Genomic DNA, 25,383 nt, shown 5'->3' with positions numbered 1-25,383 from the left:
ACCGCCCTCCGCGCTCGGGCCTGCCGCGCGTACGGCAGGATGTGCCGATGCAACGAGGATTGCTTCACGCCGGGGCCTGGACGCTCGCGACCACCGCCGCGGTGACGATGTCGTGGTTCGGGGTGCACTCCGTGCTCGCCGGCACCGCCTACGATCCACCGCGCGCGCTCCCGGTCTCCGATGCCGTCGCGGGGTCCTCCGCACGGCCGGTGGCCTCCTCCACGCACCGGCCGAAGCCGGCGCCGTCCACGACGTCGCCCGCACCGACCGTGCCGCCCACCACCAAGTCCGCGACGAAGGCGCCTTCCCTGCCGCCCGAGCGGCCCCCAGGTGCGTCGCACGACGCCTCCACCAGCAACACCACCGGCAATGTGCACAGCTACAAGGTCACCGGCGGCCGCGTCGTGCTCGACCTCGGGCCGTCCTCGGCCACCCTCGTCTCGGCCACCCCCGACTCGGGCTGGGCGATGAAGGTCTGGAAGCTGGACGAATGGATCCGGGTGGACTTCAGCAACGGAACCACCACCTCGTCGGTCTTCTGCACCTGGAACGGCCACCCGCCCGTAGTGGAGATGTACAAGGCCTAGAGGGCGCGCGGTTCAGCGGAAGACCGACTCCGGCGGAGCCGGGGACGGGGCGGCCGTCGCGTCCGTGACCGGGGTCGCGCCGCCGGCGAAGTCGGCGAGCGGGCGGCCGTGTTCGACGCGGCCGGGGTGCGGGTCGGAGGCGACCCGCCGGGTCAGCTCGGCGAGCGGCAGCTCGACGTCGGCGGCGAGCAGCACGGCGTTGCCGAACCGGCGACCGCGCAGCACGGCCGGGTCGGCGGACACACAGACCTCGGCGAACGCCGACCGCGCGGTGGCGATCTGGGCGCGCAGGAAACCGAGCGCGCCGCCGTCCGCGAGGTTGGCCGCGTAGAAACCGCCGGGCCGCAGCGCGCGCCTGACCTCGTGCAGGAATTCGGCGCTGGTCAGATGCGCCGGAGTGCGGGCGCCGCCGAAGACATCGGCGATGACCAGGTCGGCCCAGCCGTCCGGGACCTTCGCGAGCCCGGCCCGCGCGTCCCCGCCACGCACCTTGATCCGCCAGGTCCGGTCCCACGGCAACTCACGGCGGACCAGCTCGACGAGCGGAGCGTCGATCTCGACGGCCTGCTGCGTGGAGCGCGGCCGGGTCGCGGCGGTGTACCGGGCCAGGGTGAGCGCGCCGCCGCCCAGGTGCAGCACCTGCAGCGGGCGCCCAGGGGGCGCGACCAGGTCGATGATGTGGCCGAGCCTGCGCTGGTACGAGAAGTCCAGGTACGACGGGTCGTCGAGATCGACGTGCGACTGCGGGGCACCGTCGATGAGCAGCGTCCAGCCGCGCGGCCGCTCCCGGTCCGGGACCAGCTCGGCCTGCCCGCCGTCGACCGCGGCGCCGACCGCTTCCCGGGACTGCGCCCTTCCGCCCTGCTTCTTACCTGCCACCCGACCAGTATCGGCCAGCAGGCGGCTGCCGTCAGACGCCGCCGGCCAGCCTGATCGTGCGGGCCGCCTCGCCGAGCGCCGCCCGCAGGACGGCCGGGTCGGTGGCCGTGATCCGGCCGGGCCCGCTGTCCGGCGGCACCAGCCAGCCGGAGCCGGCCAGCGGCGGCTCGGCGCCGATCGAGAAGCCGCGGCCGTTGCTCCGGGTACAGGAACTGCCGGGCAGGTCCCAGCCGTCCGCGGTGCCCGGCGGCACCAGGAAGCCGATGCCGTCCCCCGCCTTGTCGTGCAGCACCGGCCCGACGCCGGTCCGCAGCCGCAGGATGTCGACGGCCTCCAGGCCCTGCTGGGTCGGGACGGTGACGAGATCGCACGGCGGCGTCGCCGGCGGCATCTCGCTCCGCTCCGGGCTCGGTTCGTGCCGATCGATGTCCAACAAGGGGCCCTCCTCGCGGGCGGACGCAGCACCGCCCTTACGAGAGGTACAACGCGCCTCCGTGTCAACAGCTACGCCCGGCTAACGCCGCAAGGGGTGGCATTTCATGGCGGATCGCGGGTGAGATATCCGTTTTGTAGGCAAACCCTCGGTATCTGCCCGGTCACAACGGGTACCGTCGTCGCGCCGTCCGCACCAGGAGTCCGCCATGGCTTCACTGTCCTCCAGCCCCGATCCAGCCCGAACCGCCACCATGGCCAACACGGCCTTCCGGCAGTTGCGCGGAGACCGTTCCCCCAGCGAGTTCGCGGCGGCGGTACGCCGCTGCGCCCGCGAGATCGGTGAACAGGTCAGCTGCGACGCCCGCTACATCGGGCGCGTGGAGGCCGGGGAGATCCGGTGCCCCAACTACGCCTACGAGCGGGTGTTCCGCCACATGTTCCCCGGCCGCTCGCTGGGCGACCTGGGCTTCGCCCCGCGCGAGGTCGTACGGGGCAGACGCGGCGGCGCACCACCGCAAGAGACGTACGAATTCGAGTTCGAGGAGAGCGACGTGCTGCGTCGCGTGTTCATGACCGGCGGCCCCGCCGTCATCGCGACCGCCCTGGTGTCCGGCTCCGCCGTGCACCCGCCCGCCGGCCGGGTCGGCGTCAGCGAGGTCCACGCCGTCGAGCAGGCCGTCCGGCACATCCGGCTGCACGACGACCGGCACGGCGCGGACGGCCTGTACGAACAGGCCGGCTCGGCCCTGCGCACCGCCTACCGGCTGCTCGACGAGGGCGCCTACAGCCAGTCCGTGGCCGACGGGCTGTACGCCGGCGCGGGTGAACTCGCCGTCTCCGTCGGCTGGTTGGCCCACGACTCCGGCCGGTTCACCGACGCCCGCTCCTACTACGCCGAGGCGCTCGCCACGGCCCGGGTCTCGGGCGATGCGGCCCTGGAGGCGCACGCGTTCTGCAACACCGCCTTCCTCGCCCGCGACGCGGACCGGCCGCACGAGGCGGTCCGCGCCGCACAGGCCGCCCAGGCCGCCGCCAAGCGCCTCGCCTCGCCGCGGCTGCTCTCCCTGCTCGCGCTGCGCGAGGCGGGCGGCCGGGCAGGACTCGGCGACCGCACCGGGTGCGAACGCGCCCTGTCCCGCGCGCAGTCACTGTTCGGGCGCGGCCCGTCCGACGCCGATCCGCAGTGGATGACGTTCTTCGGCGAGGCCGAACTCGCGGGCCTGGAGGCCCAGTCCTGGTCGGCGCTGGGCGACCACCGCCGCGCCGCGGAGGCCGCCCGACGCGCGGTGAGCCTCCAGGACCCGCACTTCACCCGCAACATCGCCCTCTACGGCGCCGAGTTGTCCGCAAACCTGGCCGCCGGCGGCCGCCCCGACGAGGCCGCCGCCGCGGGCTCACGCGTCCTCGACCTCCTCGGCCGCGTCCAGTCCTCCCGCGTCCGCGCCCTACTGGACACCACAGCCACCCGCCTCCGCCCCCACCACCGGACGACGGCGGTAGCCGACTTCCTGAGCCGCCAAACACCTCCGGCGGGGGTCCGCTGACCACGCTCCGCATGCGGCTACGTCGGCGCCCGCGACACCGTCACGCCTGCGGCGGGCCGCGCCGCCTCCGGCGGGGGTGCGGCTACGTCAGCGCCCGACCCAGCGTTGCGCCTGCGGCGGGCTTTCCCCACCCACCCGCCCGATACCGGCACCGATCGACGTACGTCGGCACCAGCGGACCAGCTGTGACGTGAGGGGGACGGGGCCGCAGGGAGGGGGGTCCGAAATGCTGCCGTGTATTTGTGGGCCGCCAGGCACGTAAATATACGATTTCGGACCCCCCTCCCGGAGGGCCCGGCCACCGACCCCACAACGTCACCCGAGGTGCCCCGTGTCGTTCCAGCGCTCCACCGCCGGATCCCCGTAAGCCCACCCCAGAACCGACAGCGACGCCGGATCCAACCTGATCGACGCCCCGAACGACGGATCCAACCCCAGCCACCGCGACCCGAGCGTCCGCAGAAAGTGCCCGTGGGCGAAAACGAGTACATCCCGGTCCGCCGACCGCGCCCACGCCACCACCTCGTCCGCCCGCCGCGCGACCTCCGCGAGGGACTCCCCGCCCACCACCCCGTCCCGCCAGATGTTCCACGCCGGCCGCCCCGCCGCGCGCTCACGCTCCGCGATCCCGTCGGGGGTCAGCCCCTCGTAGTCGCCGTAGTCCCACTCCATCAGCGCGTCCCACTCCTTGGCGCGGTCGCCGAAGCCGGTGAGCTCGCAGGTCTCACTGGCCCGGACGAGCGGGCTGGTGCGGACCTCGACGCCGGGCAGCGCCTCCCAGGGCGCGCGGTGCAGTCGCTCGGCGAGGAGCCGGGCGGTGCGGCGGCCCTCCTCGGTGAGGGGGATGTCGGTGCGTCCGGTGTGGCGGCCGGAGAGGGACCACTCCGTCTGGCCGTGCCGGACCAGAAGGATGCGCGGAGCCATGCGGAGGGCCTTTCATCACGTAATGGAGATCACTCCATCATCGCGCACCGCGCGCACCCCGACCGATGAGGCCGGTCAGCAGGCCGTCGAGGCCCAGCTCGTACTGGGCCATCCCCGCGTCCTGCGCGATGGCGAGCTCGGGGACGAGCTCGGTGAGAGCCGGGTAGCGGTCCGAGGGGAGGTCGGCGAGCCGGGCGCGTACCCGCTCGCGCAGACCGTCCTCGCACAGGGCGCGGTCCCGCCGGACGTTCCACAGCGCGGAGCCGACCGTGTACTGCATGAGGGCGACATGGGCGCGCGCGGCGTCGACGCGGTCGAGGCCGGCGGCGCGCAGCAGGCCGAGCATCCGGTCGATGACGGCGATGGCCTCGTCGCCGCGCATGGGCCGGGTGGTCAGCAGCTGCAGGGCCGAGGGGTGGTCGGCGAAGAGCCGGAAGACGCTGCGGCACACCTCGCGCAGCTGCTCGCGGGGGTCGGCGTCGCCCGCGCCCACGGCCGGCAGTTCGACCTCGCTGAGCAGCCGCTGGGCGACGGCGTCGCTGATCTCTTCCTTGCTGCGGAAGTGCGAGTAGACGGCCATCGTGCCGACGCCGAGCTGCGCGGCGAGCGCGCGCATGGTGAACGCCTCGGCGCCGTCACGGTCGAGAAGTGCGACCGCCGCGTCGAGGATCCGGTCCGGGTTGAGCGTGTTGCGAGGGGCGCGGCGCCGTGGGGAGCGCGCCGTCTGGGTGACGGTCATGCCATTCTCTTACTTCTCGCGGCGAGCAACCTGGGAGGGTGCCCCGGGCGTCTTCCCGCACGCATACCCGACCAAGACATGTTGAACACGGAACGAACGCTACGTGGCCAGGAATTTCCGGGGCGATGTGCGGGCTGTCTAGCGTACGACGTACGGTAGAGCCTACGACATGGTCCGCAAGGAGCCACATTCGCAGAACGGGGAGACCGGCCGCATGACGATCACCGCCACAGCGCCTCGCGCCTCGGCCTATCGGGGCCGGCTGCGCTGGTGGACCGAGCTGCCGCTCATCGCCGTCGTGTACGCCCTCTACTCGTGCGGCCGGCTCCTGGTCCGCGGCGACGTGGACAACGCCGTCAAGAGCGGCATCGACATCATGCGTCTCGAAGAGCTGATGCGGATCGATCCGGAGCGCTGGCTCAACGGCATCTGCACCAAGTACGCCGCCATCGGCGTCCCGGCGGACTTCGCGTACGCCTCGCTGCACTATCTCGTGACCCCCATCATCCTGGTGTGGCTGTGGCGGCGGCGGCCGACCCACTACCGCGCGGCCCGCACATGGCTGATGCTCTCCACCCTGATCGGGCTGATCGGATTCACCCTCACGCCCACGGCGCCGCCGCGGCTGCTCGACTCCAGCCACGGCTTCATCGACACCATGGCGCAGTACGGCTCCTACGGCTGGTGGGGCCAGGACGCCAGCGCCCCGCGCGGCCTGGGCGGTCTCACCAACCAGTACGCGGCGATGCCCAGCCTGCACGTCGGCTGGTCGCTGTGGTGCGGGATCATGCTGTGGCGCTACGGGCGGACCCCGCTGGTGCGCGCGCTGGGCATCCTGTACCCGCTGATCACGACGTTCGTGGTGATGGGCACCGCCAACCACTACCTGCTCGACGCGGTCGCCGGCGCGGCCGTCATGGGCATCGGTTACCTGCTGGCCCCGCAGGCCCTGCAGGCCGTCGACGCGCTGCGCGCCCGGTTGGCCGTCCGGTCCGGCGCCACCACCGCCGTCGAGGGCCACAGCCCGGTCGTGGCGGCCTCCGCCTCCGCCTCCGTCTCCAGCGTGAAGGCCCCCGCCTCGCCGGCTCCCAGGACGGCACCGCACGGCCCGGTCCCCGGCGGGGTCCCGACCCCGCGGACGGCGTCGGCGGACGAGCACAGAAGCGATCCCTCGGGCAGGTCTTCCGTGGGTCAGGGCCGATTGTCCTAGCCGGGTGCGAGACTTCCGCGGGTGAGCACTACGCACTATCTGCGGGAGCGGCTGGCCGAGTTGCGCGGACCGGCCACGTCACCACGTCCGCTCGACGCGCGGGCCCTCGCGGCCCTGGCCGCGAATCCCGGCTGCCGCCGCCGGGCCCTGCTCGACGCCGCCGGGATCGACAAGGGCGCGGTCGCGCAGGTGCTGGGCGCACCCGCCCCGTTCGGGCAGTCCCAGTTCGCCTTCGCGCGCGGCCATGCCTTCGAGGCCCGTGTCAAGGCAGAGGAGTGCGCCGAGCTGCTGCGGCTGCTGGGCGCCCCCGAGGGCAGCGGCGCCCTGCTGCCCGACCTGTCGGCCGCCGGCCCTGAGGGCCGCACCGCCAGGACGCGGCTGGCGCTGGCGGAGGCGACGTCCGCCGGCTGCTGGACGCTGCTGGACCACCCTCTGCTGGCGCTCGACGTGGCGGGTTCCGCCGCCTACCTGGAGCCGGACGCGGTGGCCATCGCGCCGGACGGCTCCTGGACGGTGGTCGAGGTCAAGTCCTTCCCGATCCTGGACGGCGGCGCGGACGCGGTGAAGGTGGGCGCCGCCGCCCGCCAGTCCGCGGTCTACGTGCTCGCGCTGGAGCGGGTGGCCGGGCTCCTGGAGGAGACCGCAGGTCCCGTGCGGGTCTCGCACGATGTGCTGCTGGTGTGCCCCAAGGACTTCTCCAACCTGCCGACCGCCCAGTTCGTCGACGTGCGCAAGCAGCTGTCGGTGACCCGTCGGCAGCTGACCCGGCTGACCCGTATCGAGGAGATCGCCGCCGAGCTGCCGGACGGCACCACGTTCGACCTGCGCTGGTCCGCGGACGGCCGCACCCCGACCCGGCCGGTCCCCGAACTGACCGCCGCCGTCGACGCGGTCCCCGCCGCGTACTCCCCCGAGTGCCTGGCCGCCTGCGAGCTGGCCTTCCACTGCCGCGACCGCTCCCGCGCCTGCGGCTCCGTCGAGTCCCTCGGCCGGGGCCTGCGCGGCGAGCTGGGCACCCTGACCACGGTCGAGGCCGTCCTGGCCGCCGCCCTCGGCACGGACGCCGGCAGCGCCGACGCGGACCCCGCCGTCGCGGCGCTGCGCCGTGCCGCCGTGCTGCGCGCCGAGGCCCTCACCGCGGCCGGGGGTGGCACATGTCACTGATCGGGATCCTGGCGCGGGCCGAATCCGTGGTCGCGGGCCGGGCGCAGCCGGTGGCGACGGTCCGGCACCGGCACCTGTCGCAGCATCCGCTGGTGTTCGTGCCGCTGACCACGGCCGGCGAGGTGGGCGCGCCGCTGGGCGCGCTGGTGGGCCGCGACCGGGAGGCGCCCAGCCTGCTGGTGGTGCCGCAGCCGCGCGACCGGGACCTGCGGTTCGACTTCCTCGCGGCGCTGGCGACCACGGTCATCGCGCACATGGACCGGTACGCGGACGCGGTGGAGACCGAACCGGCGACGCGGAACCGCGAGGAGTCCGAGGTCTGCGCGGACGCCCCGCAGATCATCGTGCCGAACGTGGCGGCGGCCGATTACGTCCGGCTGCTCGGCCGCTCCACCCGGTTCCGGCGCACGGCGGAGGAGAATCCGGACGAGCCCTACCCCGTGCCGTCGCGGGTGCCGCTGTCCGGGCGCTGGCTGACCCACTACGGGGAGCGCGCCCGGACCCCCGGCGCCTCGCTGCTGCTGTCGATGACGGAGCTCTTGTCGCGCCACTGGGCGACCGGCCAGAGCAATCTGGAGGACCAGCACCTGGGCGCGCTGCTCGGCTGGATCGACCCTCCCGAGGGCATGACCGGCGCCGACGCCGCCCGCCGCGCGGAGACCGGACGCGGACCGGACGGCCTGCTGCTGAGCCCGCCCGCCGGCCCGGCGACCGACCCCGCCTTCGACAACACGGTGCTGGCGCCCGCGATGTCCCGCTTCGACGCGGCCCGCGCGGCGGCGCGCGCGGCCGGGCAGGAGCGCTCCGCGGCGATGTCCGTCGCCGAGGCCGAGGTGCGGGCGCTCGTCGAGAGCCAGTTGCGGCCCACCTGGGACGATGTGTGGCGCGGCCTCGACCTGCTGCGCGCGCTGCCCGAGGGCGGGCATGTGGAGGAGCGCTGGAAGCGCGACCGCTGGTCCTACACCGGGCACCGGGACCGGGTGCGGGCCGGTGAGCCGCCGCAGCCGAAGCGGGACGACGCCATCGCGGCCGCGCAGAAGCTGATGGGCCGCGAGACGGCCCAGGTGCGGCTGGAGGCGCAGGAGGCATTGGACGATCCGCTGGTGATGGCGGGCCGCCGGCTGTCGGGCGAGGCGTTCGCGGGCGAGGTCACCGACGTGGTGATGGCGTACAGCGAGGCGAAGGTGCCGCGCCCGCGCCCGCTGGTGACGGTCGCGACCGGCGACGTGCCGCATTTCGACGCCGACGCGAAGCTCTACCGCGCGCTGCCCGGCGGGAAGACCCAGGAGGCGCGGTTCGTCGAGTGGCCGGCGGCCGGCGAGGTCACGGTGCGGCTGCTGAACGGCATGGGCCGGGGCAAGGTCCCGGACGAGGGATCGGTGCCGGCGCCCGGCGACCACGTCTGCTGGACCCTGTTCGAGCACGCGCCGCGCGGCGGACCCGAGTTGCCCGACCCCGAGGACACCCCGTGGACGCACGGCGGCCCGCCGCAGTCCGCCGCGGCGCCGGCCGCCCCCGCACCCGACCCCGTCACCGTGGAGGACTTCCTGTGAGCCGCACGACGGAGGACTCTCCGCCCCACGGCACGGCCCGCCCCGCCCCGCGCGATCCCGGCGCGGAAGCCACGGCGGTCACGGAGGCGATCCTGCGCGACACGCTGCACGGCTCGTCGCGCGGCGTCGTCGTCGACTCCCCGCCGGGCGCGGGCAAGTCCACGCTCGTGGTGCGCGCCGCGCAGGAGCTGGCGGCGGCGGGCGAGTCACTGATGGTGGTGGCGCAGACGAACGCGCAGGTGGACGATCTCGCGGACCGGCTGGCGACCGCCGATCCCGGGCTCTCCATCGGCCGGCTGCACGGCAGCGAGTCGCCCCCCGATCCGATGCTCGACCGGCATCCGTCGATCGTGAAGTCCCAGAAGGTCGCCGATCTCGCCGCGCAGAAGGTGGTGATCGCGACCTCGGCGAAGTGGGCGTACGTCAAGACCACCGATCTGACCTCCCCCTGGCGGCACGCGATCGTCGACGAGGCGTACCAGATGCGCTCGGACGCGCTGCTGCAGGTGGCCGGGCTCTTCGAGCGGGCGCTCTTCGTCGGCGACCCGGGTCAGCTGGACCCGTTCAGCGTGGTGGGCGCCGACCAGTGGGCGGGGCTGAGCTACGACCCGTCGGCGAGCGCGGTGGTGACGCTGCTGGCGCACAATCCGGGGCTCCCGCAGCACCGGCTTCCGGTGTCGTGGCGACTGCCGGCGTCGGCGGCGCCGCTGGTGTCGCGGGCGTTCTATCCGTACACGCCGTTCCGCAGCGGCACCGGGCCGGGCGTCCGGCGGCTGTCGTTCGGTGTGCCCTCGCAGGGCACGGGGCCGGACGAGGCGCTGGACGAGGCGGCCGCGTCGGGCTGGGGGCTGCTGGAGCTGCCGGCCCGCCACACTCCCCGGACGGATCCGGAGGCGGTGCACGCGGTGGCCCAGGTGGTGCGGCGGCTGCTGGACCGGGGCGGGGTGACGTTCAGCGAGCGCTCGCCGGAGCCGGCGCCGCTGACCGCGGACCGGATCGCGGTCGGTACGGCGCACCGCGACCAGGCGGCGGCGGTGCGGGCGGCGCTCACCGCGCTGGGCGTCTCCGGTGTCGCCGTGGACACCGCGAACCGGCTGCAGGGCCGGGAGTTCGACGTGACGGTCTTCCTGCACCCGCTGTCCGGCCGCCCGGACGCGACGGCGTTCCATCTGGAGACGGGCCGGCTGTGCGTGCTGGCCTCCCGGCACCGGCACGCCTGCATCGTGGTGTGCCGGGCGGGTGTGGCCAGGCTGCTGGACGAGCACCCGTCGACGGAACCGGTGCAGCTGGGCGTCACGGTGAAGTTCCCCGACGGCTGGGAGGCGAACCACGCCGTGCTGGCGCACCTGGACGAGCACCGGGTCCCGTACCGGACGTAGACCCGGTGCGGAACTGCACTTCGGACGGCCCGGAGGCCCACTTGCGCGGGCGCGGGACAATGGAACGCGCGAATCCCTTGGAGGTAGGTACATGTCCGAGCCGCAGTCGGCTCACGACCGGCGCGACGCTGTCCCGCCGGCTACCGCACGGCGCCTGCGCCCCGCGGAGCTGCTCTTCGAGCCCGCCCAGGCCCTCGAGGACGAGGAGCACTTCTTCGACCTGGAGTCGCTGGACGATCCGCGGCAGCTGCTGGCGCGCTCCACGGAGCTGGCGCTGGCCTTCCGCGCCGCCGCCGACCGGGCGACGGAGTACCAGGCGATAGCCGCGGCCCAGCTGGCCGATCCCCGGCGGTTCGACCGGCTGACGTATGCCGCGATCGCGGAACAGTCGGGCTGGACCGAGGACTACGCGAAGAAGATGGTCGAGTTCGGGACACGCCTGCAGGAGCGGTGACCGGAAGCGGTCCCTGAACGGGTTTTCGAGCCGGTGATTGTGTCAAGCGCCTACAACCGTCTGGCATATGCAGGATGCGCAAGGTACCGGACGGCCGGCGTTCCTGTCCCGTATTCGTCCGATTCACATCAACGCAGTGCGAGCGGCCGGTACCTCTAGGTGTTATGAGCGAATGGCAGTGGGATACCTGGAGGCACCCGGACATCACCATGGCCGGCGACCCGACGGACCCTGTACGGCAGTCGCACACCGCGTTCGTCACCGCGGCGGGAGCCGCCTGGCTCGCCTCCGCCAGCGCGTTCCCGCGCAGCGTCCAGGCGCTCTGGAGCGCCCGCCCGACAGCGCCCAGCGTGCTGCCGTGCGGCACCGTCTTCGACGTGGTGAACCTCCCCGCGCTCTTCGGGCGCCGGGTGCTGGAGCAGTTATGGGCGTCAGGACCCGGAAGCGGGCCGGTCGCCCTGCACCGCGGCCGGGTGCTGCTACTGGTCGCCCCCGGGTCCGCGCAGCGGCTGCCGTCACTGCTCGGCTGGGAGGAGTGGGGCAGCTCCGTGCCGCCGCTGATGTGCCACGGCCTCGGGGACGCGGTGACCGTGCCGCCGCTGTACGGCGACGAGACCGGCCTGGACACCGAGGGCGGCTCGTCGCGCTGGGTGGTGGCCCCCGACACCCGTCACCCCTGGCTCCCGGGCCCCGACGTGCTGCTGTGGGCCTGTATCCGCGCGGCCCGCGCCGTAGCCCGTACGACCGCTTCCGCACCGGCTCCCTCGGCCTCTCCGGCCTGATCGGGATATCGATTTTCACTCCGCCGGAAGCGGGTGCTAATGTCTGTCTCGCAGCACGCGCCGCTAGCTCAGTTGGTTAGAGCAGCTGACTCTTAATCAGCGGGTCCGGGGTTCGAGTCCCTGGCGGCGCACCTACGGAAACTCCGTTGACCTGGGCGTTCCTCCTTCGGGAGGGGCGCCTTTCGTCATTTCTCGACACAGTGCCGTTGCGGTACGGGTCCGGTACGGGAGCGGCCCGGCGCGGTAACAAGGCCAGGGAGAGACCGTCTCCAGGAGGCCCCGCCATGCCGCTGCCGCACTACCGTCCCCCCGACGCGCCCGACGGCGCGCGCGCGGACGCGTGGCGTCCGCCGGCCCGCCGCGTCGGCCGGATGGCGGCGGGCTTCATCGCGGTCACGGTCGTGACCGGGGCGTGGCTGCTGCGCGACGGCACGCAGGAGCGGGAGCCGCCGCTGCCCGCCGCGGCCGAGGCGGTCTCCGCGGCCCCGCGGGACCCGGACGGCACGGGGCCGCCGGAGGCGGTCCTGCCGCCGCGCGTGGCGCCGCTGCCCGCCGCCGCCCCGGTACGGATCCGCGTCCCGGTCATCGGGGTCGACGCGCCCGTCATGCGGCTCGGGCTCGACGCCACCGGCCATCTGCAGACCCCGCCGCAGACCGAGCGCGGGCTGGCCGGGTGGTACGCGGACGGGGCCGCGCCCGGCGCGGCGGGTGCGGCGGTGTTCGCCGGGCATGTGGACACCCGCGAGGGGCCCGCGGTCTTCTACCTGCTGGGCGGGTTGCACAAGGGCGACCGCATCGAGATCGACCGCGCGGACCGCCGCACCGCCGTGTTCACCGTCTACGGCATCGAGGTCTACGAGAAGCAGGACTTCCCCACGGATCGGGTCTACGGCGCGACGCCGGACGCCGAGCTGCGCGTGATCACCTGTGGCGGCTCCTTCAGCGAGGCGTCGGGATACCGGGGCAATGTCGTGGTCTACGCCCGGCTCACCGGATCCACCCGCCCGGCCTGACGCACCGGCACACCACCTGCGGAATCCCTCTCCACCAGCGCGCCCACCCCCGGAACGGCCGGTTGGCCGATCCGGGGGCACACCACTGGCAGGTGAGTGAACTATGTCCTAGTTTAAGTATTTCTGATGCCATTTCTGAATCTGCGCGTCACCGGGGAGGCCCCTGTGCGACAGCCGCTGGCCATGACCGGTCCGATGGACTGGTCGCTCACCAACGGCGCCGTGCCCTGGATCGTGCTCGTGATCGGCCTGCTGTCGCTCTGCTGGCTGCTCGTGGTCCGCCGCCGCTCCTGGTGGACCCTCACCGTCCCGCTGATCGCCCTCGGCACCGCCGTCGCGGTGTTCGTCGTGCAGTACCTGGAGGACAACTCCTGGCGGCTGATCGCCGACGAACTGCCGCTCAGCGTCCTGGTGTGGATCGGGATCGGGGTGTTCGGCCTCGCCCTGGGCGTGGCCCGCTGCTGCTACGCACCCCGCTGGCCGATCCGGCTGGCCGCGCTGCTCGCGGGGCTGCTCGTCCTGCTGGCGGCGTGCTCGGAAGTGAACAGGTACTACGACCAGTACCCCCGGCTCCGCACCCTGGTGACCGCGCTGACCCGGCAGAGCACCGACCTCAAGACGGCCGGTGGCGGCGGCAAGCAGAACAACGCCGTCCGCACCCCGGAAGGGGGCACGCTCGAATCGGTGTGGAAGCCGCCCGCGGACATGCCCGACAAGGGATCGCTGTCGAAGGTGCGGATCCCCGGCACCGTCTCCGGCTTCGACGCGCGCGACGGCTGGGTCTATCTGCCGCCCGCCTACCGGACCAACCCCCGCGCGCTCCTCCCCGTCATCGTCCTGATGCCCGGTCAGCCCGGATCGCCGCAGGACTGGCTCGACTCCGGCCAGCTGGCCGACACCATGGACGCGTACGCCGCCCGGCACCACGGGCTGGCGCCGGTCGCGGTCTCCGTCGACACCCTCCACTCGCCGCTCAACAACACCATCTGCGTGGACTCCAAACGCGGCAAGGTGCACACCTATCTCACCCAGGACGTGCCGGCCTGGATCAAGGCCAACCTCCAGGTCGCCGCCGCCCCCAAGTCCTGGGCCGCGGGCGGCTATTCGCTCGGCGGCACCTGCTCGCTCCAGCTGGCCGTCACCGCTCCGGAACTCTTCGGGTCGTTCATCGACATCTCGGGGCAGCGCGAACCGACCCTGGGCGACCACCGGCACACCATCGACGAGCTGTTCGGCGGAAGTACGGCTGCCTACGACGCCATCAGCCCGTTGAAGATCATGCAGACGAAGTCGTTCTCCGGCACCAACGGCCTGTTCATCGTCGGCTCCTCCGACGGCACCTACGCGCCGCAGCAGCGGGACGCGTACGCGGCGGCCCGCAAGGCCGGCATGAACGCCACGTACAAGGAGCTGCCCGGCGGCCACAGCTGGGCGGTCTGGCGGCCCGGCCTCGCCGTGGGGCTGGACTGGCTCGGCGGCGTCACCCATCTGACCTCCCCCTCCAGCGGCTGACGGGACTGCAGCGATGACCGATACGCAGGCGCGGACCCGGGAACACCCCGAGGGCCCGGAGCCGACAGGACCCAGTACACCGAAGCCGCCCGGCCGGTGGCGGTCCTGGGCGGCCAACACCAGGCGCGGCGCCGGGGCGCTGCGGCGCGCACCCGTCACCGCGACGCTGATCGCCGCCCTGTGGATCGTCGGCGCGGCCACCGGATCGCTGCGCTCGGGCCCCGACGACCAGCTGTTCGACAACGTCGGCGTCGGCTGGGAGACCCTCGCACAGGGCCACTGGTGGACCCCGCTCAGCTCCGGCCTGTGGTGCTCCAGCCTCGTCATGTATCTGATCAGCACCGCCGCGCTCGCCGTCCTCTGCACCCTGGCGGAGCGCCGGATGGGCTCCGCACGCACCCTGCTGGCGCTGGTGGCGGCCCAGGTGGCCGGCACGCTGCTCGGGGTGTGCCTGGCCAAGCTCGGCGACCTGGCCGGCGAGGACTGGCTCGAACTGCTCTCCCTGGAAGCGGCGGTCGGCCCCACGGTCGCCGTGGCGGGAGTGACATTCACGGTGAGCGGCACGATGACGGCGCTGTGGCGGCGCCGGGTGCGCCTGGTGCTGGCCGCGGTCGTACTGGTCCTCGCGCTGTACCTGGGCACCCTGCTGGACGTACTGCAGGTCACCGGCGGGGTGATCGGCCTGGCGGTGGGCGCGGTGTTCTGGCACCGGCTGCCGCGCCGGCCGGCCGGCGCGTCGCACTCCGAGACCCGGGTGCTGGTCGGGCTGTTCATCGCCGTCGCCGCGATCGGCCCGGCCCTGACGATGCTCTCGCCCGACGCGCTCGGCCCGCTGGCGACCTTCCGCGATCTGCTCGTCACCTCGCACCCCGACGCCCAGGCGGTCAAGGACGCCTGCGCCGCCTCGGTCCGGTCCTGCGACCAGATCCACGCCGAGGAGCACTTCTACCAGTCCCCCGCGATCCTCATGACGGTCATGCCAGCGCTGCTGCTGCTCGTCCTCGCCGAAGGGCTGCGGCGCGGCCGGCGGCTGGCCTGGATCCTGGCCATCGTGGTCAATCTGGCGCTGATGGCGATCGTCCTCTACGAGCTGATGGACTTCCTCGACACGCTGGACCTGACCACCGACGCGGGCCGGGACGACCGGAACTGGGTGACCCGCGCCTGCGTCGTGCAGATGCTGCTGCCCGCCGCCTCGATCGTCCTGCTGGTGGTCACCCGGAGCCGGTTCCAACTGCGGCTGCCACGCTCCTCGGTCCGCAGGCTGGCCGCTGTCGTCGGCGGCAGCGTACTGGTCGTCGCGGCGGTCTACGTGGGCACCGGCTACGCGATCCGCGATCAGTTCTTCCCCGCCGGCACCTTCCCCTCGCTGTGCCAGGGGCTCGTCTCCGTCTTCCTGCCGCCCATCTACAGCGACCTCGCCGACCAGGGCCCCATCCCCGTCGGCTCGGGCGCGGAGTGGCTGTACGAGTACTGCGGCCTGGTGCCCTGGCTGGTCGCGCTCATCGCCCTGCTGGTGGTCTTCCGCAGCAACCGGCTGCGGTCCTCCGACGAGCAGGCCCGGCAGGCCCGTTCGATCCTCACCGCACACGGCGGCTCCACGCTCTCGTACCTGTCCACCTGGCAGGGCAACCACTACTGGACGTCCCCCGGCGGCGACGCGGGCGTGGCCTACCGGGTGCTCTCCACCATCGCGCTGACCACCGGCGACCCCTTCGGGGAGGCGTCGGCCCGGCCGCGCGCGGTGGGCGAGTTCGCCGCCTTCTGCGACGCGCGCGGCTGGACGCCGTGCTTCTACAGCGTCAACGAGGAGTCCAGGAAGGCCGCCGAGGCACTGGGCTGGAAGTCCCTGCAGGTCGCCGAGGACACCGTCGTCCCGCTGGCCGATCTGGAGTTCAAGGGCAAGAAGTGGCAGGACGTCCGCACCGCGCTCAACAAGGCGGGCAAGGCCGGGATCACCGCCGAGTGGTGGCGCTTCCCGGACGCGCCGCTGGCGCTCACCGAGCAGATCCGGGCCATCTCCGAGGAGTGGGTCGCCGACAAGGGGCTGCCCGAGATGGGCTTCACCCTCGGCGGACTCGACGAACTCGACGACCCCGAGGTCCGCTGTCTGATCGCGCTGGACGCCGACCGGACCATCCACGGCATCACCAGCTGGATGCCGGTCTACCGGGACGGCAAACCGATCGGCTGGACGCTGGACTTCATGCGGCGCCGCTCCACCGGCTTCCGCGGGGTCATGGAGTTCCTGATCGCCTCCTCCGCGCTCGGACTGAAGGAGGAGGGCGCGGAGTTCATCAGTCTGTCCGGGGCACCGATGGCCCGGGTGGACCGCGGCGAGGCGCCGGCGCCGCTGCAACGGCTCGTCGATGTGTCGGGGCGACTACTGGAACCGGTGTACGGTTTCCGTTCATTGCTCGCGTTCAAGGCAAAATTCCAGCCCGACTACCACCCTATGTACATGTGCTACCCCGATCCGGCCGCTCTGCCGACCATCACCCGCGCCATCGGCAAGGCCTACCTTCCGCACATGACGGCGGCTCAGGGCGTACGGCTGGTCCGCCAGCTGTCCGGCTCCTGAGCCGGGGTCCGATCCCGGTTTGAGGTGACGCCATGTGGGACTGGTTGGTCGACGCCTACCGGACGAGGATCGTCGACAACGGTCGCGAACCGCTCTTCCTGCTGCTCGTCGGGTTGATCGGCTCGTTCCTCTTCATCCGCTTCAGCGTGCGGATGATCCGGCGCGGAGTGAGCTGGTGGCCGGGGAACGTCAACCCGGGCGGCCTGCACATCCACCATGTCGTCTTCGGCCAGGCCATGATGCTCATCGGCGGCATCGGCTCCTTCGCGGTACGCGGCGGCGTCGTCGCGCACAACCTGCTGGCAGTGCTGTTCGGCATCGGCTGCGGGCTGGTGCTCGACGAGTTCGCCCTCGTCCTGCACCTGGAGGACGTCTACTGGAGCGAGCAGGGCCGCAAGTCCGTGGACGCGGTGATCCTCGCCGTCTCGGTGATCGGCCTGCTGCTCATCGGGGAGGCCCCGCTGGGCGGCTTCGTCGGCGGGGTCAACGGCGAGCAGATCGGTGTGGCGGCGGTCCTGCTGGGCTTCGTGGTCATCTGCCTGATCAAGGGCAAGGTGTGGACGGGGCTGATCGGCGTGATGATGCCGCCGATCGCGATCATCGGGGCGCTGCGGCTGGCCCGCCCGGCCAGCCCCTGGTCCCGCTGGCGCTACCACTCCCGGCCCCGGCGGCTGGCCCGCTCCGAGCGCCGCGAGGACCGCGTCCACCGGCGGCTGGTCGCGTTCAAGACCACCCTGATGGACGCGGTCGCGGGCGCCCCGCACCTGAAGTCGAAGACCGAGAGCGCCCCCGTGCCCCGCCCGACGGTCGTCGACATCCCGCCGTCCCGGATCGAGGTGTGGCTGCGGCCGTTGCAGCAGCCGGGCGCGTGGGTCGCCGTCTGGTACCTGCGGGCCGCCGCCGTGGTGAACGTCCTGACCGGGCTGATCGCGCCCTTCCGTGAACGGGTGCACCGGGCCACCAACGGGGAGTTCTTCACCGCGTTCCTGCTGAGTCCGGGCTTCACCGGCGCCGCCCTGGCCTTCCTGCTCGCGGTGACGCTGCGCCGCCGCAAGCGCGCGTCCTGGATCGTCGCCATCACGCTGGTCTGGGCATACCTGGCGCTGTGCCTGCTGGCGTTGGACCTGCTGCCGGAGGCCCGCGCGCACCCCTTCAACTGGATCTCCCTCGGCCTCACCCTGCTGCTGGCTCTCGCGCTGGGGGTGTCCCGGCGGGCGTTCAACGTGCGGGGCGAGCGCGGCAACGTCGCCCTCGGACTGGTGTCGCTGCTGATCGGCAGCGTCGTCGCGGTGGGCCTGGGCACCGTCCTGGTGCACACCACCGACGCCGCGCCGCCCGCGAGTTGGCGCTCCTGCCTGCACTACGCCGTGCTGCGCGTGCTCACCGTCTCCAGCCTGTTCGACCTGCCCGAGATCACCGTGCCGGGCTGGACCGACCTCGCCATCAACCTGCTGAGCGTCACCCTGATGCTGATGGTGCTGCTCGCCTTCTTCCGCTCCCCGCGCGGCCGCGCGCGGCTCCGGCCGGAGGACGAACAGCGGCTGCGGGACCTGCTCGCCGAGTACGGCGAACCCGATCCGATCGGGTACTTCGCACTGCGCCGCGACAAGTCGGTGAGCTGGTCGTCCGGCGGCCGGGCCGCCGTGCTGTACCGGGTGGTGAACGGGGTCGCGCTGGCCTCCGGCGATCCGATCGGCGACCGCGGGCAGTGGCCGGCGGCGATCGACGGCTGGCTGGCCGACGCCCGCCAGCACGCCTGGATCCCGGCGGTCACCGGCGCCGGCGGGGGCGCCGCCGAGGTCTATGAACGGGCCGGGCTGAAGGCGCTGGAGTTCGGCGACGAGGCGGTGGTCGACGTCGCCGCGTTCGCCGGGACATACCTGGGCACCTCCGCGGAAGGTACGGACGGCGACGGGGAGCTGCGGCCGCTGCGCGAGGCTCACCGGCTGATCCGCGACGCCGGCTACACCGCCGTCGTCCGCCGCCACCGCGACATCCCCCGCGACGAGATGGCCGATCTGGCCCATCTCGCCGACGCCTGGCGGCGGCACGCCAGTGAGCGCGGTTTCTCGGTGGCCCTGGGCCGGCTGGGTGACCCCGCGGACGGCGAGTGCGTGATGGTGGAGTGCCGTGACCCGCAGGGGCGTACGTCGGCGCTGCTGAGCTTCGTGCCGTGGGGCCGGCGCGGCCTCTGCCTCGACCTGATGCGCCGCGACCGCGAGTCCGGCAGCGCGCTGATCGACTATCTGATCACCGAACTGCTGCTCCTGGGCGGGGCGGACGCCGAGCCCGTACAGGGCATCGAGCGGGTGTCCCTCAACTTCGCGGTCTTCCGCTCGGTCTTCGAGAAGGACGGCAAGGTCGGTGCGGGCCCGCTGCTGCGGCTGTGGCGCAAGGTCCTGCGGCTGCTCTCCCGCCGCTGGCACCTGGAGGCCCGCTACCGCTCCTACGCCGCCTACCTGCCGCAGTGGCGCCCGCGCCACCTGCTGTACGAGCGGTCCGCGGAGCTGCCCCGTATCGCCGCCGCCACCGCGATGGCCGAGGGCTTCCTGACGGCGCCGCGCCTGCCGCGGCTGGGCGGCGCGCCGTATCCGGCGGCGCCTGCGGCGGTTGCCGGGGCGCCGGGTTCCACGCCGGACGGTTCCGGGTCCGGCCCGAACTGAGGCGGGCCGGATGCGGCTTGCCGGGGGGCCGGGAGCCTGGTGCCGGACGGATGCGTGTCACCCGACCGGCGGTGGGGCCGGGATCCGTCCAGGACACGGCTCGGGCACCTCCCTGACCTGCGCCTGCCGTGTCGGACCCGTTCGTCCGCTGGTCCGTTCGGAGTAGTTCTGACGCATCGTCAACAGGCACCGGACGCGCCGTCCGGGTGTCCTCGGAAGGAAGGCAGGTTCCTGCCTGCCCCACGGAATCACCGTCCGTGACCGCGCCTTGGGAGACACGATGCGCTCACAGCACCTACTCGCCGGTTCCGCCCTCGCCGCGGTCATCGCGCTGAGCGCGGCGGGGGCCGCGTCAGCCGGGTCGGCCGCGTCGCCGGAGCCCGTCGCACCCGTCGAGACCACGGATCCGTCGGCGCCCGCCGAGCTCTCCACGCCCGTCGAGCCCGTGGGGCCGGCCGATCCCTCCTCGCCCGCCGAACTCTCCACGCCCGCCGTGCCCCTCACACCGGAGGTGCCCACCACTCCGTTGGTGCCCGTCGGCAACCCTGTGGTCGTCCAGCCGGACCCGGTGGCCCCCGGCAGCCAGTTCTCGGTGTTCGACGGGGGCAACTGCACCGGAACGACCGGCGTCGCCACGTTCACGTCTCGCACGGGCGGCTCGGCCATCCCGCCGGTCACCCTCTCCACGCTCAGCAACCAGGTGGGCGGCGTCGGCAGGATCCCGGAGGGCACCGAGCCGGGCCAGTACGAGGTCTCGGTGACCTGCCAGAACGGCACCGCCGCCAAGGAGGGCCCGTTCACCGGCACCTTCACCGTCTCGTCCCGCAACCCCAAGGGCGCCGTACAGACCGGCATCGGCGGCGGCATCGGCATGGACCCCGGCGAGACCGCCCTGGGCGCAGCCCTGGTTGCCGCCGCCCTCACCGGCACAGTAGTCTTGGGCCGCCGCCGCACCCGAGGCGAGAGCTGACAGACCGCCTGCGGCGGGGAGATGGTTGCCCGCTTCCCGCCGGTCGAAGGCCGGCACCGGGCTCCCGCACCGCGTCACTCATCCGGCGGACGCCGCCGCGTCCATAACCGGCACCAGCCGCTCGCCGCCCTGCACCCCGCCCAACGCCTGGCCCAGGCCCACCCCCTAGCCCGGCCGGCGCTTGAGGCCCACCCCCAGTCGTGCGACGCCCGCCCGAGCCCCACCCTCAACCCGCCCGGCGCCCGACGCCCACCCCCAACCCGGCGACGCCCGCTGCCCCTCCCCAGCCCGGCCGGCGCCTGAGGCCCACCCCTGCCCGCCCGGCCCCACGCCCACCCCCTAGCCCGGCCGGCGCTTGAGGCCCACCCTCCAGCCCGCCCGGCGTTTGAGGGCAGAGGGCGGGTGGGTGGGGAGATGCCCGCCGCAGGCGGGGGGGCCGGGGGGGGCGCCCCGGTTGCGGAAATTGGGGGGGCGGCCAGCATGGTCGTATGGAGGAACCCCGCTGGAAGCGCTCGGTACCGGGGTGGTTCGGGGAGTTCTTCGCCTCACTCGCCATCTTCTGCGCCGTCCTCGCCGTAGTCGGCCCCCTGCACCGCCTCCTCGAACCCGTGCGCCGCTGGGTGGAGATCCTGACGGTGCCGGCGTCCGCGAACCTCGCCTACGCGGCGTTCCTGATCCTGCTGGCCGGGGCGCTCGCGGCGCGCAAGCGGGTGGCGTACTGGATCGTCGTGGTGTTCCTCGGGTTGACAGTCCTGGCCAACGTGGTGCTGATCTTCTTCTGGGAGTGGAGCGCGATCGCGGCGCTGGTGATCACCGGCGCGGCGCTCACCGTGCTGGTGATGGCGCGCGGCGAGTTCTCCGCGCGGGTGCGCAAGGGCGCGTTCTGGCGGGCGCTGCTGGTCCTGCTGGTGGGCCTGGTGATCGGCGTGCTGGCCGGCTGGGCACTGCTCTCGGTGTTCCCCGGCACGCTGACCGGGAAGGACCGGCTGCGGTGGGCGATCAACCGGGTGGTCGGTGGGGTCAACGACCTGCCGGACAACATCGGCCATCCGCCCTTCTGGACCAACTTCTGGCTCGGTCTCTTCGGCGCGCTCGCGCTGCTCGCCGGCGCCGCCGCGCTGTTCCGCTCGCAGAAGGTCGAGGCGGCGCTGCACGGCGACGACGAGCCGCGGATCCGCGCCCTGCTGGTGAAGTACGGGGAGCAGGACTCGCTCGGCTACTTCGCCACCCGGCGCGACAAGTCGGTGGTCTTCTCCCCCAGCGGGAAGGCGGCCGTCACCTTCCGCGTCGAGGTGGGCGTCTGCCTGGCCAGTGGTGACCCGTTGGGCGACACCGAGGCGTGGGGGCCCGCCATCGAGGCGTGGCTGGAGCACGCGGCGAAGTACGGCTGGGTGCCGGCCGTGATGGGCGCGGGCGAGGAGGGTGCGAAGGCGTACTCCCGGGCCGGACTCGGGGCGCTGGAACTGGGCGACGAGGCGGTGCTGGAGGTCGGCGAGTTCGATCTGGAGGGCCGCGAGATGCGCGGCACCCGGCAGGCCGTCAACCGGGTGCGGCGCACCGGTGCGTCGAGCCGGATCCGCCGCCACCGCGAGCTGTCGCCCGAGGAGCTGCGCGAGGTCGTGGAGCGGGCGGACGCGTGGCGCGGCACCGATACCGAGCGCGGCTTCTCGATGGCGCTGGGGCGGCTCGGCGACCCGGCCGACGGCGACTGCCTGCTCGTGGAAGCGCTGGACGGCGCGGGGCAGGTCATCGCGCTGCTGTCGTTCGCGCCGTGGGGCCGGGCCGGGGTCTCGCTGGACGTGATGCGGCGCGATCCCGCCGCCCCCAACGGGATCATGGAATTCATGGTGACCGAGCTGGCCGCGCAGTCGCCGCGGCTCGGCATCCGGCGGATCTCGCTGAACTTCGCGGTCTTCCGCTCGGTCTTCGAGGAGGGCGCCCGGATCGGCGCGGGGCCGGTGCTGCGGCTGTGGCGGCGGCTGCTGCTCTTCTTCTCCCGTTGGTGGCAGTTGGAGGCCCTGTACCGGTCGAACGTCAAGTACCAGCCGGAGTGGTATCCGCGCTTCCTCTGCTACTCCGAGGCGAAGGACCTGGCCCGCATCGGCCTGGCCTCCGGTATCGCCGAGGGCTTCGTGGAGATGCCGCGGCTGCGTTTCTGGCGGGATCGGAACTACGCGCAGGGTCAGGCCGCGGTGACCTCGTTCGTCCCGCTGGAGGAGGCCTCGGCCGCCGCCGCGGACCTGGCGGCGGCGGTCGAGGCCGGCCGGGAGGCCGGTTCCGGACGCCCCGAGCAGGTACGGGTACGGCTGCGGAAGCTGGAGCGGCTGCAGGAGGCGAAGACCGACCCGTACCCGCCCGGCATCGTGCCCACGCACACCCTGGCCGCCGCGGCGGCGGCGCCCGCCGGCACCGAAGTGCGGCTGGCCGGACGGGTGTTGCGGCTGCGCGACCACGGCGGCGTGGTGTTCGTGACGTTGCGGGACTGGTCGGGCGACCTGCAGGTCCTGCTGGACCGCGACCGTTTCACCGCCGGAGGGATGCGTTCGTTCGGCTCCGACATCGACCTGGGCGACCTGTTGGGCTTCGAGGCGGTGATGGGCGCGAGCCGGGCCGGCGAGGTGACCGCCACCGCGTCGACCTGGCGGCTGAACGCCAAGTGCCTGCACCCGCTGCCCGACAAGCGCCGCGGCCTGACCGATCCGGAGGCGCGGGTCCGCCAGCGCTATCTCGACCTGGTGGTCAGCCCCGACGCCCGCGACGTGCTGCGGGCCCGCAGCGTCGCGGTGCACTCGGTACGGGAGTCGCTGGTGGAACGCGGCTATCTGGAGGTCGAGACGCCGATGCTGCAGCCGGTGCACGGCGGCGCCAACGCCCGCCCGTTCACCACCCACATCAACGCCTACGACCTGGACCTGTATCTGCGCATCGCCCCGGAGCTGTACCTCAAACGGCTCTGCGTCGGGGGCGTCGAGAAGGTCTTCGAACTCGGCCGCACCTTCCGCAACGAGGGCGTCTCGTACAAGCACAACCCCGAGTTCACGATGTTGGAGGCGTACCAGGCCTACGCCGACTACGACTCGATGCTGGATCTGACCCGCGAGCTGATCCAGCGGGCCGCGACCGCCGCCAACGGCTCGCAGACCGCCCGCCGGGAGGGCGGCGAGGTCGACCTGTCGGGGCTGTGGCCGGTGCGGACCGTCAACGACGCGATCTCGCAGGCGCTCGGCGAGGAAGTGACCGCCGACACCCCGACCGAGGTGCTGCGGCGGCTCTGCGACCGTGCGGACGTCCCGCACTCCCCCGGCGACGGGCGCGGCGACATCGTGCTGGAGATGTACGAGCGGCTGGTCGAGGAGCGCACCACCGTCCCGACCTTCTACAAGGACTTCCCGCTGGACGTCTCCCCGCTCACCCGGCAGCACCGCGGCGATCCGCGGCTCGCGGAGCGCTGGGACCTGGTCGCGTACGGGACCGAGCTGGGCACCGCCTACACGGAGCTCACCGATCCGGTCGAGCAGCGCCGTCGGCTCACCGAGCAGTCGCTGCTCGCGGCGGGCGGCGACCCCGAGGCGATGGAGTTGGACGAGGACTTCCTGACCGCCCTGGAGTACGCGATGCCGCCGACCGGGGGTCTGGGCATCGGCGTCGACCGCTTGGTGATGTTCCTTACCGGCCGGTCGATCCGCGAGACCCTGCCGTTCCCCCTGGTCCGTCGCCGCTGATCTGCGGATATACCCACCCCAGGGGGGATACGGAACCGCCCGATATTGGCCGAACGGACGAGGGCGTCCGCCGCGGGCTGCGCTTACGGTGGGAGCACGGGACGAACGAAAGGGCCGGTCCGGTGTGCGGACCGGCCCCTTCAGGCCTGAGCGAGTGGGTCGCTCTACCAATGAGCTACGGCCCCGTGCATGGAGCCGGCTGGACTCGAACCAACTTCTCCCCACTCTTCAAAAATCATAACAATCCCCCTATTTTCCGCAATTCGGACAGTCGCGGTACGGGGGCATGGCATCGATGGAGGTACAACCGTGGCGCCGAGCAGCGCGAAGAAGACGACCGCCACCGTTCTGGGGGTGACGCTCGCCGGAGCCGCCCTGGCGGCATGCGGCGCCCAGCAGGACACCCGCACGGCGCCCGTCTCCGCCCCATCGCCTGCCCGGCCCTCCGCCACGATCCCCCACCAGACCCGGACGGGCACGCCGCCCGCCACGTCCTCGGCGCCCGCCTCGTCCCCGGCGACCACCCCGTCCTCGTCGGCCACCACCCCGTCGTCCGACGACGCGCCCGGCAGGCCGCACATCAGCCGGGAGATACAGCACGGCCTGGAGGACGGCGGCAAGTCCGTGGCCCTCACCTTCGACGACGGCCCCGACCCGCGCTGGACTCCGCAGATACTGGCCCTGCTCGCCCGGCACCACGCGAAGGCCACCTTCTGCGAGATCGGACCCAACGCCCAGGCGCACCCCGCCGTGGTCCGGCAGATCACCGCGGCCGGCCACCGGCTCTGCGACCACTCGGTGCACCACGACGAGCACCAGAGCGCCAAGTCCGTCGACTACAACACGCACGAGATCCTGGACGCGCGCCAGGAGATCACCGACGCCGCGGGACCCGGCGCCGAAGTGCCGTACTACCGGGCACCCGGCGGCGATTTCAAGCCATGGATACGGGAGATAGCCGCCTGCCACGGCATGCGCCCGCTGGGCTGGACCTCCGACTCCGACGACTGGAAGCGCCCCGGGGTGGCCGCGATCGTGCACCACGTCAACGCCAACCTCAGGCCCGGCGCGATCGTGTTGATGCACGACGGCGGCGGCGACCGCTCCCAGACGGTGCAGGCCCTCTCCCAGGTGCTGGACCAGCTCGACGCCCAGCACTACACGTACAGCTTCCCCGGCCGCTGACCTTCCCGGGGCCCTGGCCCTTCCGGGTCGCCGACCCCTCCGCGCCGGGGGCCTTTCCCTGCCGGGGACCCGGTGGCGAGGTAGCGT

The 25,383-nt window shown here is 73.0% G+C and carries 19 protein-coding genes and 1 tRNA gene; 16 read left to right on the top strand and 4 right to left on the bottom strand.

Annotated features, from left to right (window positions below; genetic code table 11):
* The first annotated feature begins 47 nt into the window (after positions 1 to 47).
* Positions 48 to 587, top strand: a complete 540-nt coding sequence (locus AC07DC_RS12275; RefSeq protein WP_478914304.1) for a hypothetical protein — start codon at positions 48 to 50, stop codon at positions 585 to 587.
* 12 nt (positions 588 to 599) lie between these two features.
* On the opposite strand, the gene AC07DC_RS12270 is transcribed toward AC07DC_RS12275, so the two are convergent.
* Both AC07DC_RS12270 and AC07DC_RS12265 read right to left on the bottom strand, forming a co-directional pair.
* Positions 600 to 1,466 (bottom strand): spermidine synthase, encoded by an 867-nt coding sequence (locus AC07DC_RS12270; RefSeq protein WP_478914303.1) that lies wholly within the window; start codon positions 1,464 to 1,466, stop codon positions 600 to 602.
* Between the two features lie 31 nt (positions 1,467 to 1,497).
* The gene (locus tag AC07DC_RS12265) at positions 1,498 to 1,857 is read right to left on the bottom strand and encodes a hypothetical protein (RefSeq protein WP_478914622.1); all 360 of its coding nucleotides are present in this window, start codon (positions 1,855 to 1,857) and stop codon (positions 1,498 to 1,500) included.
* 250 nt (positions 1,858 to 2,107) lie between these two features.
* On the opposite strand from AC07DC_RS12265, the gene AC07DC_RS12260 reads away from it, so the two are divergent.
* Positions 2,108 to 3,445 carry a tetratricopeptide repeat protein gene (locus AC07DC_RS12260; RefSeq protein WP_478914302.1) on the top strand — a complete coding sequence of 446 codons (1,338 nt, stop codon included), beginning with the start codon at positions 2,108 to 2,110 and terminating at the stop codon, positions 3,443 to 3,445.
* Between the two features lie 315 nt (positions 3,446 to 3,760).
* Here the strand turns inward: AC07DC_RS12260 and AC07DC_RS12255 are convergent, their stop codons facing one another.
* Together AC07DC_RS12255 and AC07DC_RS12250 are read right to left on the bottom strand one after the other, a co-directional pair.
* Positions 3,761 to 4,369 (bottom strand): histidine phosphatase family protein, encoded by a 609-nt coding sequence (locus AC07DC_RS12255; RefSeq protein WP_478914301.1) that lies wholly within the window; start codon positions 4,367 to 4,369, stop codon positions 3,761 to 3,763.
* Between the two features lie 37 nt (positions 4,370 to 4,406).
* Positions 4,407 to 5,108, bottom strand: coding sequence for a TetR/AcrR family transcriptional regulator (locus AC07DC_RS12250; RefSeq protein ID WP_478914300.1), 702 nt, complete (start codon positions 5,106 to 5,108; stop codon positions 4,407 to 4,409).
* Positions 5,109 to 5,322: 214 nt separating this feature from the next.
* Here AC07DC_RS12250 and AC07DC_RS12245 point away from each other — a divergent pair, with 214 nt between their 5' ends.
* The 14 genes from AC07DC_RS12245 (at position 5,323) to AC07DC_RS12180 (ending at position 25,296) form a co-directional block, all read left to right on the top strand.
* Positions 5,323 to 6,318 (top strand): phosphatase PAP2 family protein, encoded by a 996-nt coding sequence (locus AC07DC_RS12245; RefSeq protein ID WP_478914299.1) that lies wholly within the window; start codon positions 5,323 to 5,325, stop codon positions 6,316 to 6,318.
* Positions 6,319 to 6,339: 21 nt separating this feature from the next.
* Positions 6,340 to 7,482, top strand: coding sequence for a hypothetical protein (locus AC07DC_RS12240; RefSeq protein ID WP_478914298.1), 1,143 nt, complete (start codon positions 6,340 to 6,342; stop codon positions 7,480 to 7,482).
* Complete coding sequence (locus tag AC07DC_RS12235) at positions 7,473 to 9,035, top strand: hypothetical protein (RefSeq protein ID WP_478914297.1); 1,563 nt, start codon at positions 7,473 to 7,475, stop codon at positions 9,033 to 9,035. Before AC07DC_RS12240 ends, AC07DC_RS12235 begins: the two co-directional genes overlap by 10 nt.
* Positions 9,032 to 10,414, top strand: coding sequence for an AAA family ATPase (locus AC07DC_RS12230; RefSeq protein WP_478914296.1), 1,383 nt, complete (start codon positions 9,032 to 9,034; stop codon positions 10,412 to 10,414). Before AC07DC_RS12235 ends, AC07DC_RS12230 begins: the two co-directional genes overlap by 4 nt.
* Positions 10,415 to 10,505: 91 nt before the next feature.
* The gene (locus AC07DC_RS12225; RefSeq protein ID WP_478914295.1) at positions 10,506 to 10,868 is read left to right on the top strand and encodes a hypothetical protein; all 363 of its coding nucleotides are present in this window, start codon (positions 10,506 to 10,508) and stop codon (positions 10,866 to 10,868) included.
* A 209-nt stretch (positions 10,869 to 11,077) separates the two neighbouring features.
* The gene (locus tag AC07DC_RS12220) at positions 11,078 to 11,650 is read left to right on the top strand and encodes a bifunctional DNA primase/polymerase (RefSeq protein ID WP_478914621.1); all 573 of its coding nucleotides are present in this window, start codon (positions 11,078 to 11,080) and stop codon (positions 11,648 to 11,650) included.
* Positions 11,651 to 11,707: 57 nt separating this feature from the next.
* Positions 11,708 to 11,781, top strand: a tRNA-Lys gene (locus AC07DC_RS12215).
* A gap of 153 nt (positions 11,782 to 11,934) precedes the next feature.
* Positions 11,935 to 12,663 (top strand): class F sortase, encoded by a 729-nt coding sequence (locus AC07DC_RS12210; protein ID WP_478914294.1) that lies wholly within the window; start codon positions 11,935 to 11,937, stop codon positions 12,661 to 12,663.
* Between the two features lie 126 nt (positions 12,664 to 12,789).
* Positions 12,790 to 14,175 (top strand): alpha/beta hydrolase, encoded by a 1,386-nt coding sequence (locus AC07DC_RS12205; protein ID WP_478914293.1) that lies wholly within the window; start codon positions 12,790 to 12,792, stop codon positions 14,173 to 14,175.
* 13 nt (positions 14,176 to 14,188) lie between these two features.
* Positions 14,189 to 16,756 carry a phosphatidylglycerol lysyltransferase domain-containing protein gene (locus AC07DC_RS12200; protein ID WP_478914292.1) on the top strand — a complete coding sequence of 856 codons (2,568 nt, stop codon included), beginning with the start codon at positions 14,189 to 14,191 and terminating at the stop codon, positions 16,754 to 16,756.
* Between the two features lie 32 nt (positions 16,757 to 16,788).
* The gene (locus AC07DC_RS12195; protein ID WP_478914291.1) at positions 16,789 to 19,419 is read left to right on the top strand and encodes a phosphatidylglycerol lysyltransferase domain-containing protein; all 2,631 of its coding nucleotides are present in this window, start codon (positions 16,789 to 16,791) and stop codon (positions 19,417 to 19,419) included.
* 280 nt (positions 19,420 to 19,699) lie between these two features.
* Entirely contained in the window at positions 19,700 to 20,389 is a 690-nt protein-coding gene (locus tag AC07DC_RS12190; RefSeq protein WP_478914290.1) for a hypothetical protein, read from the top strand.
* Positions 20,390 to 20,877: 488 nt separating this feature from the next.
* Positions 20,878 to 24,111, top strand: coding sequence for a bifunctional lysylphosphatidylglycerol synthetase/lysine--tRNA ligase LysX (gene lysX, locus AC07DC_RS12185; RefSeq protein ID WP_478914289.1), 3,234 nt, complete (start codon positions 20,878 to 20,880; stop codon positions 24,109 to 24,111).
* A 309-nt stretch (positions 24,112 to 24,420) separates the two neighbouring features.
* Positions 24,421 to 25,296 (top strand): polysaccharide deacetylase family protein, encoded by an 876-nt coding sequence (locus AC07DC_RS12180; protein ID WP_478914288.1) that lies wholly within the window; start codon positions 24,421 to 24,423, stop codon positions 25,294 to 25,296.
* Positions 25,297 to 25,383: the final 87 nt, after the last annotated feature.

The sequence above is a fragment of the Streptomyces sp. NPDC045021 genome (assembly GCF_056432645.1).
Note: the sequence above shows the minus strand (reverse complement) of the source record. Positions and strands in the feature narration are given on the sequence as shown.